We start from the raw sequence: 12,229 nt of genomic DNA on the forward strand, positions 1-12,229 counted from the left end.
TATGATGGGATTAGAGTTTTATACCGACAACGGTCTGGTGCAATTATCCGATAAAACCCCGTCACTGGGTTTCTTAAAAAAAGCGCAGGAGAATGAAAGTAATGCCGGCTGGGATGAAAAATACTATAACTGCGCGCTGGTTTATGGGGCCGGAGGTAAATATTTTTTTGCCCCGATATCGGAACTGGCAATTTCGGGCAACAGCGGGCTGGAGGTGTATAGCGAGAAAGGCGAACTGATGTTTTCTTCCTCCATGAAATTACTGTCATTTGTAAAATATTTTTATGTCGATGTCCCCAATAATAAAAACAGGCCTTTTGTTCATGTGGGTGAACCGGGACGGCATTATGGCTTCATGCCCATAAAATGGCAGTCCAGAAATTATTATAAAAATATTGTTTATATTCCCGGTGAAAACAATCCGCCGTTTTATGATGAAGAATGGGAATACAACGTTTGGCTGGAAACCTTCAGGGTAAAATACAGTGATGGACGTATTGAAATTGCCTACGACTATGAATTTGTGGGTGACCGAAGTACAGGTGTAGATCCCGGCACCTGGAGCGGCCCACCGCCGCTGATGGAAGGCTTTATTGTTGATTTAACCATGATAGAAGGTTAACCCTCTCTTTTTTCAGGAATCAAACCATGATTTATGCACAAGGCACAATTTCTATTGTGTCCGGCTCGGCTATTGTCCGCGGTACGGGCACGCAGTTTAAAGACAATATCAACGGCATTGCCCCGGGGCAGGTGATCATCATCCAGTCCGGCAGCAGTAACTTGTTGCATATGATACAGGCGGTGAACTCCGATACGGAACTGGTGCTGGCGGATAAAGCCACGGTGACGCTGAATAACACTACCTACCAGATTCAGACGACCGTTCCTGATTCCATTTCCGATGGCGTCCGGCATATGGTGGCGATTAACAGCAACATCATCAATTTCCTCCAGAACATGGATAAGTGGTCGAGTGAGAGCGGGGTGGTTGACATCACACTGCCGAACGGACGCATTGTGTCCCTGCAATCCATTCAGGCGATGAGTGAAAAAATCGCTCAGCTTGGGCAAGAGGTGAGTAATCAGGCAACCCCGAAAGCGGTAAAGGCGGCCTATGACTTGGCCGACACCGCAAATCAAAACGCCAACCGCCGCCTCGACAAAGCGCAGAACGGGGCGGATATCCCGGATAAGGGCGAGTTTATCAATAATCTGGGATTGCAGGATACGGTCAAACAGGCACAAAATGCGATGGCTAAATCTGCCAATGGAGCAGATATTCAAAACAAATCGGCGTTTGTGAAAAATCTTGGTCTAGAGGACGCGGTGCGACGGGCTGAACGGTCAGTGCCGGAGTACAGGACAATTAACGGGAAATCGCTAACAGGCGACGTGACTTTGAGTGCGGTGGATGTGGGTGCTCAACCCGCAGGAAGTTATGGCTTGAAGAATACGGCTCGAAGAGCCGCTAATGGTTGGTGGAAATGCGGGGATACCGGCATCATTTACCAATGGGGACACACTTCTGTTATTAGTGCTTCGAAAAGAGAGGTGATTAAGTTTCCCGTTTCATTTTCCTCTACGGATTATTCTGTCGTTGTTCAGGCGGACAATGATTACGATAGTGGTGGGTTGGCCTCGGGATACGTCAAAGCCAAAGACGCCGCATCATTTATTTTGACGAATGCTTATGCAAACAAGGCCTGGCATCTGCCGTATTACTGGATTGCAATAGGATATTAATTATGTATTTTTACAGTGCTAAAAAGAACGCGTTTTACCCAGTGGTCTTAAAAGAAAATTATCTTGATTCGGGAGAATGGCCTGATGATGGTATTGAAGTGGGTGAGGCTGTTTTCATTGAATATGCGGGGAATATCCCTCCACAGGGAAAAGTGCGGATAGCGGGTTCTGATGGTTTACCCGCATGGGGGGACATCCCGCCGCCCACACCGAAAGAGTTACAGCAAGAAGCGGAAGCCGAAAAAAGGCGTTTATTGCGTCTGGCAAGAGAAAAAATTGATATCTGGCAGGACGCCGTTGACCTTGACATGGCGACCGACGAAGAGAAAACGGCTCTTGTCGTCTGGAAAAAATACCGCGTCCTGCTCAACCGGGTAGACTGTTCCACTGCCCCCGATATCGCATGGCCCGAACCGCCGAAGTGAGGGTGGGTGATAAATAAAAGCCCTCGTGAAGAGGGCTTTAAAATGGTTATTACTTATTTGGTAATTCTGGTTTTTTGACTTGAGTTAATAGCTGGGCTGTATTAACCGCAGGTATAGCCCCCTCTCTGGCTTTAACCCAGATAATCCTGTCGTTGTAAGATAAGGAATTCCATTGTTTAGAACTCCCATTTGCACGCCTTCAATTTCAACTTCCTTTACTGGGAAGATGTCCATTTCTATCTGTTGACCGGGAAGGTGTTTATCTTGGTTATCCATTTGATTTCCTTGTGAATTACGTGTTGATCGAAAGCATCATAGAAACATAAAGTAGCCCATCACACACTACATCACCTCCACTAATAATTTGATCAGAAATAGCTTAATCTGTGATTTAATAAAATCATGTAAAATCAATTAATTAAAAATATTTCCACGTAAATAATTGATTTTATTGAATTCCCGCATGATGCAGGAATTCCGGTTCTGAGAGGGAATTGTCTAATATCAATGGGTTAAAAGGGCTCTCAAATCCCGTTTAGCGTAACCTATTGATTTATCCGAGGCCATCACTTTGGCTTGCTCAATGGTCACTGAATCAATGACCAACGATCACTCAGCGAAAAATTTTGCTCAGTCACACTTACAGCAACTCATTGATTCTTTCGAGGTCACTTTTGTAATGACCTCGGTTATGGCTGAAATTTTAGTTGATGGGTATACGAAAAATTTCTCATACCCAAGCAACTCACTGATTCTTCCATTCATCCTCACTTTGGGAATTGGAAAAATAAGTCAGCTTCGGGTCGTCAATTTGACGGTCAGCGGAAGAATCAAAAGGTTACCCAACTGTAACGGAAATCCCTATAGTTGATTTATATACTGGACAGAAGCAATAAATCTACGTATTTTCAATAGGTTAATTGGACGCAAGGGCTGGATAATGACAGCAAAGCCCGAATTCGGGATTAGGTCAAAATATAACCTAAGTGGGAATTTCCGCTTAGCTCAGGATTAACTACCGGGGTCATATTCCGTAGGTCAAAAAAAGCCCCGTTATGGGGCTTATTCTTGGGTAGAGTGACAATTATCAAATTTTCTCTTTAATACCCGCCTGTCGTAGAATTGCATTGGCGGTATGTCTGGAAACTATAGTGTATGGCACGCTGAATGCTTTGTTGGTTATATCGCTACGCCATATTTCATGACTACCTTTGCCTTGCCTGACAAAGTAACAGCCATGTACCAGTAAAATATCTTTGAGTTGTGGATATAACCCCGATCCCATTAGAGTACCACCCTTGAATCAGATGATTGCTCTTGGACAAACTTAAGGCGAATGACCTCAGACTGGTCGCCCAGACCGTTAATCTCATAAAGCTCAGGTGCTATTTCCCAAACTTTCTCTATCAACTCATCATAATTTTTGGCTTCTGTAACCAATCCAAGCTCATCACACTCAGCAATCCACATGTCATCATGGATAACATTGACAACAAAAGCCTCAATTCTTGTTATAACTACGCCCATGCTGTAATCCCTCCGCGTTCTGAGTTAATGATTATCTTATTCCAATCTTAGCACCCGTTGATTATAAAATCACCGAAATTGACCATCTGTGACCAGGTGTTGGTTCAGTAATATCTTGGATTTTCTTTCAATTGCCATCTTAAGAGAGAATAAAGGCCCTCCTACATTACCGATTGCACCATTAAACGCATAAGCTATATCTGGATTCAGAACAGATAAATGCGGGTTAAGTCTGCTCCAAACGTCTATCAACCTGTCCATATTTCTACCAGCTGCATTGATATTATCAACCTCAATTGACAGATCGAGGTGTTCGTATACTGTCTTCCTTTTCGCCTTAACTTCGCCCTTTGTCCAGTATTCATAGAGAACGTCATCGCACTCTTCCTGATACCGGATCACTTTATCCCTGATCGACGCTTTAACTTTGTTAGGACTGATAGTGGCTAACCAACCAGCCATGCTTCGGCAGGCCATGACTTAACGCTTCCGTATCTGGGGTCAGGAACATCTGTAGCTTCTATGTTGTTCTCACGGCACCATTTGCGGAGTGGGGCGTATTTGTATTCTTTCTCTGTGGCTTTTTGCACGCTCGTAATGGTTGAATGCTTTGTGCTTTCACCCAGACGTTCTTCCAGTTCTCGACATTTGCGAGTAACAGCACCGAGTTTGCCGAGCGCTTGAGCCTCGCGCCTGCGGCTAATCTGTGATTTGGTGCGTTCTGCTTTGTCGGCTCTGGCTTTTTCTTCCAGTCGGCCTTGCTCGGACTCAATAGCCATCTGGAGGATTTCGAGTTTCGATAGCTGTGGTAAGCCAGCAGGTTGTTGATGAACGACTGGAATAGCCTTGCCGGACTCCAAATCAAACCAACGATCGATAATTGCTGCTCGGCGTACAACGTCATAACCGGAAATTAGAACCTCAGTGTGTCGGCGGTTAAGGTGATACTCCCATGCGTTAGGATTTAATTTATCGTATTGAATGCAATTAACACCTTGATTTGTAAGGTAAAGAAGATTTGCTTTACGGATATAGTCCTTGTCTTCGCCTCCATATAAGGCAGATAACATGGTGCGAATATCACGGCACACATCTGCGTGATTCTTGCCTATCAGTTCTGCGATCTCACGACTGCTCATCATTGCCGTTTGGTTGCTGGTGGTTAATTCGTTTTTCTTAATCATTTTCTCGTCTCTCAGTGTGCAGTTGATGATGCTGGTTCGGCGGTAAAGAATTTAGTTCCGTCGATAAATACGTTGTCGATAAAATCACGCATCCATTGTGGTTTTATTGGGTTGTATTTTTAAATTAACGCATTGCTTTTGTTGGATTGAATGGTATTTGCCCCAGAAGCGTTCGGGTAGATAGGTGTTCTAAGGTTATTCATTGAGACAACATCAAATCCAAGATTAAATATTTATTTATCAATATTATACGAGTTATTCGCGATACAAAAGATAAAATTGAGACAACATAAAATAGGGTAAGTTGTCTCAATTTTTAGATATTAATCATTATAAAACAATACCTTAAGTAGATTGAGACAACCGAGGCAACTGAGACAACACCATTTGCTTAACTTATATATAAAGAGAAAAGAAATTATGAAAATGAGCTTAGTGTTCTTGGCACAAAAATGTACGCTGTGACTGGCGACGAATTTCGTCGGTAGTGATAAGAATTTCAGTGTGGCGGCGGTCGAGTAGGAATTCATAGACATAACCCCTATCGTCGAAAATAATTTTAACCACTTGAATTTTATTATGATTTAAAAAAGAGATCATCTTTAAGCTGCATTGTGGAAATCACAACAGAGCCATTGGTCACTGAATCAATGACCGATGGTACAGATATGTACAGTTATTTTTCGTTTTTTTCGTTAGGGCGTGATTTTTGAATCAACTTACTCAATCTTTATAGTGAAAATAGCTACACAGGAGGGCTTGAGTCTGAGCCGTTCAGAAAAAGCTTTTTAAAATCATTAAAGTCCAAATTAGGACCATCTAAAGGTGAGATTTCTCACCTTAGGTATGGTGATTTCCTCTATACCTTTTGCTTATGTGAGGTCAGCAACTGAAAAATTTTTTGCAGTTGATGACCTTACACTTACAGGGTTACTTAATGTAACTCAGTGACTGACGGCAAATCTATCAGCAAGCAAAGCCCGAATTCGGGCTTAGGTCAAAAGATAATCCAATCGGGAATTTCCTAATGTAATTCATGACTGAATACGTAATACGTTCGCAGTGAATAACTTGTATTTAATGTATTGATTTTTATGATGATTGAAAAACCAGATCATCTATAGGTGATGGCAAATGCCACGAAGACAGAAGAAGAACGAACAATTGATAGTCGGCCACCATGCAGGTACAGAGTGATAAGAGCGGTGATTACCCGTTATGTGTCGTTGGTTTTGATGAGGTGGCGCTGTCAGTGATGTTATTGCGGAAGGGGCAGGTGATCACCGTTACGGGAAAGGCTTCTTACTGGCAGGGCTATAAGTTGGCTGTTTTCTCAATCGCTTCATAGGTTCCGACGAAATTCGTCGCAACCTCTCACAAGGTTGGTGCGTAAAACGTACTGACCTCGTTTTATTGAGTGTGGAGATACCAGATCACGGACTAAAAACACATCAGCTATACAATTAAGCTGGTGAGATGCCTTAGTATAATGTAAGTTGTATAGAAATTTGTATAGAACTAAAAATAGAATTTAATTAATTATTTAATATCATTATGTTAAGTATTATGTATTGCTCCCTCCTCCTTCAAGCGGCATCTCTTAAAGTCTACTTTTCTAAATAAAATCAATAAATAACAATAAATTCAAGTCTCCTAATGTCTCCTAACATCTCCTGAAAGCGACATGAAATTGTGTATAGTTTTTCCTATACACATCTTCCTATACACACGGGTGAAATGATGAAGCTAACAGACGTGGCAATTAAGAGAGCCAAGCCAAAAGCATAGGTTTATTACGTTATCTGATGGAAATGGGCTTTGGTTATTGATAGAACCTACTTTTGAAAAAATTACTCTTGAATGGTACGAAAAACGCAAAGATAGATGGTCGGCAGGGAATCGCGCTGACATGATGAGTGCTTTTGAAAATGACGTATTTCCTTATATTGGCAATAGACCAATAGCAGATATAAAGCCCCTGGAATTACTGGATGTTCTTTCGAGAATGGAAAAGCGCGGGGGCGACTGAAAAGTTAAAAAAAGTCCGTCAACGTTGTGGCGAAATTTGGGAATACGCAATTATCACCGGACGAGCTGAATATAACCCAGCCCCCGATTTAGCGAGTGCTTTTATCCCTCACCAACGCGAACACTACGCCCACCTTTCAGTAGATGAATTACCTGAATTTCTGCGCTCTATTGATAAATATATGGGTAGCCAGATAGTCAGAACGGCATTGCGAATGCTGAAATTAACTGGCGTTCGTCCGGGAGAACTCCGCAAAGCTGAATGGTCAGAAATTGATTTAGATAAGGCTGTTTGGACAATCCCAGCCGAAAAAATGAAAATGCGCCGTACTCATGTAGTGCCATTATCAGATCAAGTTATCGATTTATTGAAGCAGATGCAGCCTATCAGTGGCAGTTATCAATATGTATTTCCAAGCCGTACAGACTACAGAAAACATATATCTGATATGGCAATCAATCCATGATCCGCCGTATGGGATATTCAGGGCGGGCAACAGGCCACGGCTTCCGCCACACCATGAGCACCATCCTACATGATCAAGACTTCAACACTGCATGGGTTGAAAAACAGCTTGCTCACGTCGATAAAAACAGTATTCGAGGCACTTACAACCACGCTCAATATCTGGATGGTCGTCGGGAAATGCTGCAATGGTATGCGGATTATATGGAGATGCTGGAACGAGGCGAAAATGTCCTGATCGGAAAATTTGGCAAGAGGGCATAAAGATAGAGATTTTTTAAGAAAAGTAACATAAAAAGCAACGCCCCAGAGTGCTGTAACACATCTGAGGCGTCTGACCAAACCGTTATACGAGGTAACGATGATGGCTGATGCACAGTCTAACCAAACTCACCCTAAATTTACATCTTCAGATAAAACAGACGAACAAAAACCGCTCGAACTCATCCAAACTGTGAAAAAATCCGCCCAGTATCACTGGGAAAACCTGTTGTCTGCCTGTGGCGTTGATGTTCCGGCAAAGGGAAAACATGGCGCTTGCCCTGTCTGCGGCGGTACTGATCGTTTCCACTTTATCGACGATCACCATCACAGCAATTGGCACTGCCGTCAATGTGATGCTCCGAACTATGGTGATGGGCTGGATTTAGTGGCAAAAACCAAAGGAATTTCGGTTTTTGAGGCTGCAAAAATTGTTGCAGGTGTGCTGGCATTGCCTTTGCCAGAACCCAAGCCAGCCAAAATGACGACTCATATCCCTAAACCGATCGCAGAACACATCACGGCACTGGTTGCCACTGTTGTTACGGGTGAATCTCAATATCTGGTGAAAAAGGGGCTACAATGCTCCAATCAGAGATTGTTAAAAGACGGTTCATTATTACTGGTTACTCAAAAGCTGGGCGGCACAATCACCGGCGCACAGACCATCAAGCCGGACGGCGAAAAACGTCTTGTTTCCGGTTCGCAGAAAAAAGGCAGTTTTATCCCGGTATCTGAAATTACCGGAACGCCTAGCACTTTCATTATTACCGAGGGTTACGCTACAGATTTAACAGTCAGTCAATTACATAAAGGCGTGGTACTGGCAGCGATTGATGAAAGTAATCTATTGATTGTTGCCGAGCAGGTTAGAGCGCAGTATCCAAATTCCAGAATCATAATTGCCGCCGATAACGATTGGCACGAACCGGAAGAACGAGACAAAAGCGGCAGGCTGAAAAAGAATATCGGCAAGGTTGCAGTAGAGAAAACCGCCATAGCGATCAGCGGATGGGTAACGTACCGCCTACAGAGTATAAAGCTGATTGGGACGATTATCGCCAGCAACACGGTGTGGAAATAGCACAACGAGCCTTTACTCAGGGGCTTTATCAACCGACATCAATCAAGAAAAAAGCAGCCATTCAGTTTAATAATGATGCCGAGCCTGCAAAATTGACACTATGTCAGATGAGAGCCAGCCAGCGCGGGGAAGTATGGCAGCACTGGAAAACCCACGGGAACGGGCGTTGATTGTCGGCTATTCGCTGATTATCCTGCCAGACCAAACCCGTTATGTGGGCGATGGTTCCGGCATCAAGGCAATTACTGGAGGCGATGAAGTTGCTATTGATCCGAAGCATAAACAGCCCTATTCAACCCGTATTTCTGCGGTAGTGCTGGCAGTAAATAATAATGCTATGAGTTTCAGTGATCGCAGTGGCGGAGTATCGCGGCGTCGGGTGATTTTCAATTTTTCCGAAGTCGTACCGGAAAATGAACGTGATCCGCTCCTACGGGATAAAATCGCAGCAGAATTGCCCGTGATTATCCGGCATTTGCTGCATCAATTTGCTGATCCACAATCAGCGAGGCGTTTACTGGCAGAGCAACAGAAATCTGCGGAGGCGCTGGATATCAAACGCGGTACAGATCCACTGGTCGATTTTTGCGGTTATCTTATTGCTTCCCATGAAGCTGACGGCTTGTTTATCGGCAATGCGGAAATTATGCCGTTCAACCCTCGTAAGTACCTTTATCACGCCTACCTTGCTTATATGAAAGGCAATAACCTGAATAAACCTGTTTCCGTGACTCGTTTTGGCATGGATATGCCGGGCGCGTTGGCAGAATACAGCCAGCAATATTTACGCAAGAAAAGTAAACAGGGCATTCGTAGCAATCTGAGCCTGAATCTTGATACCGCTATCGAATGGATGCCTAAACTGACAAGGAATAGCCAGCCAGAAGAATAAATTTTTTCTGATAACAGGCATTTTTCAAAGAAATATAAAAAAGTGTTCACCACTGTTCACCCTACAATTTAAATAAGATATATCAATGTATTACAGGGTGAATAGTTATTTTAAAACTGTTCACAACTATTCATCACTGTTCACCTTTTTTCTGGTTGAAGGTGAACGGTTGGGTGAAGAGTAGTGAAGAGTTTAATTTCAACTCATCACCCTTTAACAATATGAATTTAAATAAAATTATTCAAAGGTGAACAGGGTGAACAGTTTTATCCATAATTTTTTAATAGGGAGGGGGGTAGGTAAAATGTTTTCTCTGGCAGGTGATCTTTCAGCTCTCTGAGTTACTGGGTTAATTTATTAGCCCGGTAACTCGGAGAAGACAAGCATAGCGCGTCAGTTTCTCACTTTAAGCAAACCAAAATTAGTCTGCCACATCAAGTTGCCATGAGCAAAATATAGGCTGAATTGTCTATCAGATTGGAAGAAGTTCAGAATGGCCTAGAGACGTCTACTAAACTTGTAGCGATTCAAAATGATTAGAGCGTCTTTACTCGTTATAATAGCGGACTGCTTATAGGCCGATGGCCTTTCAAAAACGTATTAATAGTGGAGTTTTATAATGACAAGTACCCAACAACGCGCCGAGTTACAGCGTCAAATCTGGCAAATTGCTAACGATGTAAGAGGCTCGGTGGATGGCTGGGATTTCAAACAGTATGTACTGGGTACGCTGTTTTATCGTTTTATAAGTGAAAATTTTGCAAACTACATTGAAGGCGGTGATGAGAGTATCAATTATGCTGATCTTTCAGATGATATTATCACTGACGAGATTAAAGATGATGCCATTAAAACCAAAGGCTATTTTATTTATCCAAGCCAGCTGTTTGCCAATATTGCCAAAAATGCCAATAAAAATGAAAATTTAAACAAAGATTTAAATAGTATTTTTGTCGCTATTGAAAGCTCAGCTAGCGGTTACCCATCTGAAGCTGAGATCAAAGGCCTTTTTGCTGATTTTGATACCACTAGTAATCGTTTAGGTAATACTGTTAAAGATAAAAATACCCGCTTAGCCGCCGTATTAAAAGGTGTAGCAGGACTTCAATTTGGTCAGTTTGAAAATAACAAGATTGATCTGTTTGGTGATGCTTACGAGTTTTTAATCTCTAACTATGCTGCTAATGCAGGTAAATCAGGTGGTGAATTTTTTACACCACAACACGTTTCTAGGCTAATAGCTCAGCTTGCCATGCACGGGCAGACCAGCGTTAATAAAATCTATGATCCCGCCGCAGGTTCTGGCTCATTGCTATTACAAGCCAAAAAACACTTCGATGACCATATTATTGAAGATGGTTTCTTTGGTCAGGAGATTAATCATACCACCTATAACCTTGCGCGTATGAATATGTTTTTACACAATATTAACTACGACAAGTTCAATATCGCACTAGGTAATACCCTGCTAGATCCGTATTTCGGTGATGACAAGCCCTTCGATGCTATCGTTTCTAATCCACCGTATTCGGTGAAATGGATTGGCAGTGATGACCCAACACTGATCAATGATGACCGCTTTGCTCCTGCTGGCGTATTAGCGCCGAAATCCAAAGCCGATTTTGCCTTTGTACTGCACGCATTGAGTTACTTATCCAGTAAAGGCCGTGCAGCGATTGTTTGCTTCCCCGGTATTTTTTACCGTGGTGGCGCTGAGCAAAAGATCCGCCAATATCTGGTAGATAACAACTATGTTGAAACCGTAATCTCATTAGCGCCTAACCTATTTTTTGGCACGACCATTGCTGTCAACATTCTTGTGATGTCTAAACACAAAACAGACACCACTACTCAGTTTATTGATGCAAGCTCTCTGTTTAAAAAAGAAACCAATAACAACATACTTACCGACAATCATATCGAACAGATCATACAGGTCTTCGACAGCAAAGATGATGTTGAACATTTTGCAAAATCGGTCAGTTTTGAAGCCATCGTTGCTAACGATTACAACCTGTCGGTGAGTAGTTATGTCGAAGTTAAAGATAACCGCGAAGTAATTGATATTACAAAACTCAATGCCGAATTAAAGACCACGGTTAAAAAAATCGATCAGTTACGGACGGATATTGATGCCATTATTGCTGAGATTGAAGGTACGGAGAGTGAAGCATGAGCAATATGAGCTTTATGGAAAAATTGCTTGATGGCGTTGAGGTGGAATGGATGACCTTAGGAGAGCTGGCAACATTAAGACGTGGCAGAGTGATGTCAAAAGAATATCTATTTGATAATATTGGAAATTATCCCGTATATAGTTCCCAAACAGCAAAAAATGGGGAGATTGGGAAAATCAGCACATATGACTTTGAGGGGAATTATGTTAGTTGGACAACCGATGGTGCGAATGCGGGAACAGTTTTTTATCGAACTGGTAAGTTCTCAATAACCAACGTTTGCGGATTGATAAAGTTAAACGACGATAATAAATTGAACTACAAGTTTTTATTTTATTGGCTATCAATCGAAGCAAAAAAATACGTGTATTCTGGCATGGGTAATCCTAAGCTAATGAGTCATCAGGTTGAAAAAATCCTAGGTTGTGTCCCTTAATTA

At 42.4% G+C, this 12,229-nt stretch carries 10 protein-coding genes and 3 pseudogenes; 8 read left to right on the forward strand and 5 right to left on the reverse strand.

All coding sequences use genetic code 11. From position 1 onward, the window contains the following. Position 1: 1 nt before the first annotated feature. Genes ABLA85_RS05105 through ABLA85_RS05115 form a run of 3 tightly spaced genes read left to right on the forward strand, consistent with a single transcriptional unit; the run spans position 2 to position 2,171 of the window. A complete protein-coding gene (locus ABLA85_RS05105; RefSeq protein WP_367961946.1) occupies positions 2-622 on the forward strand; it encodes a hypothetical protein in 621 nt (206 codons plus the stop codon). Between the two features lie 26 nt (positions 623-648). Beyond that, on the forward strand, positions 649-1,746 hold the full coding sequence (locus ABLA85_RS05110) for a hypothetical protein (protein WP_367961947.1): 1,098 nt from the start codon (positions 649-651) through the stop codon (positions 1,744-1,746). Between the two features lie 2 nt (positions 1,747-1,748). Further along, on the forward strand, positions 1,749-2,171 hold the full coding sequence (locus tag ABLA85_RS05115; RefSeq protein ID WP_367961950.1) for a tail fiber assembly protein: 423 nt from the start codon (positions 1,749-1,751) through the stop codon (positions 2,169-2,171). 84 nt (positions 2,172-2,255) lie between these two features. On the opposite strand, the gene ABLA85_RS05120 is transcribed toward ABLA85_RS05115, so the two are convergent. From ABLA85_RS05120 to ABLA85_RS05140, 5 genes and pseudogenes are all read right to left on the reverse strand, one after another. Then, the gene (locus ABLA85_RS05120) at positions 2,256-2,447 is read right to left on the reverse strand and encodes a hypothetical protein (protein WP_367961951.1); all 192 of its coding nucleotides are present in this window, start codon (positions 2,445-2,447) and stop codon (positions 2,256-2,258) included. A gap of 811 nt (positions 2,448-3,258) precedes the next feature. Then, positions 3,259-3,456: a type II toxin-antitoxin system HicA family toxin gene (locus ABLA85_RS05125; RefSeq protein WP_367961953.1), complete on the reverse strand. Its 198-nt coding sequence runs from the start codon at positions 3,454-3,456 to the stop codon at positions 3,259-3,261. After that, positions 3,456-3,698, reverse strand: a complete 243-nt coding sequence (locus ABLA85_RS05130; RefSeq protein ID WP_367961955.1) for a DUF1902 domain-containing protein — start codon at positions 3,696-3,698, stop codon at positions 3,456-3,458. The genes ABLA85_RS05125 and ABLA85_RS05130 overlap by 1 nt, the downstream gene beginning before the upstream one ends. Before the next feature lie 303 nt (positions 3,699-4,001). Beyond that, a pseudogene (locus ABLA85_RS05135) lies at positions 4,002-4,166 on the reverse strand (phage antirepressor N-terminal domain-containing protein); the annotation flags it as partial. After that, positions 4,145-4,840: a Rha family transcriptional regulator gene (locus ABLA85_RS05140; RefSeq protein WP_367961957.1), complete on the reverse strand. Its 696-nt coding sequence runs from the start codon at positions 4,838-4,840 to the stop codon at positions 4,145-4,147. The gene ABLA85_RS05140 and the pseudogene ABLA85_RS05135, both read right to left, overlap by 22 nt. Before the next feature lie 1,222 nt (positions 4,841-6,062). Between ABLA85_RS05140 and ABLA85_RS05145 the strand changes: the two genes are divergently transcribed. The 5 genes and pseudogenes from ABLA85_RS05145 to ABLA85_RS05165 all read left to right on the forward strand — a co-directional run bounded on the left by ABLA85_RS05145 (position 6,063) and on the right by ABLA85_RS05165 (position 12,226). Beyond that, on the forward strand, positions 6,063-6,230 hold the full coding sequence (locus ABLA85_RS05145; protein WP_367961959.1) for a hypothetical protein: 168 nt from the start codon (positions 6,063-6,065) through the stop codon (positions 6,228-6,230). Between the two features lie 392 nt (positions 6,231-6,622). Continuing rightward, a pseudogene (locus tag ABLA85_RS05150) lies at positions 6,623-7,640 on the forward strand (tyrosine-type recombinase/integrase). 100 nt (positions 7,641-7,740) lie between these two features. Continuing rightward, a pseudogene (locus tag ABLA85_RS05155) lies at positions 7,741-9,613 on the forward strand (primase-helicase zinc-binding domain-containing protein). Positions 9,614-10,232: 619 nt separating this feature from the next. After that, positions 10,233-11,789 carry a type I restriction-modification system subunit M gene (locus ABLA85_RS05160; RefSeq protein ID WP_367961962.1) on the forward strand — a complete coding sequence of 519 codons (1,557 nt, stop codon included), beginning with the start codon at positions 10,233-10,235 and terminating at the stop codon, positions 11,787-11,789. Beyond that, positions 11,786-12,226 (forward strand): restriction endonuclease subunit S, encoded by a 441-nt coding sequence (locus ABLA85_RS05165; protein ID WP_367961963.1) that lies wholly within the window; start codon positions 11,786-11,788, stop codon positions 12,224-12,226. The genes ABLA85_RS05160 and ABLA85_RS05165 overlap by 4 nt, the downstream gene beginning before the upstream one ends. Positions 12,227-12,229 lie beyond the last annotated feature (3 nt).

Origin of the sequence: Xenorhabdus sp. SGI246 (assembly GCF_040838225.1) — a bacterium.
In the GTDB taxonomy this organism is placed as follows: Bacteria; Pseudomonadota; Gammaproteobacteria; order Enterobacterales; family Enterobacteriaceae; genus Xenorhabdus; species Xenorhabdus indica.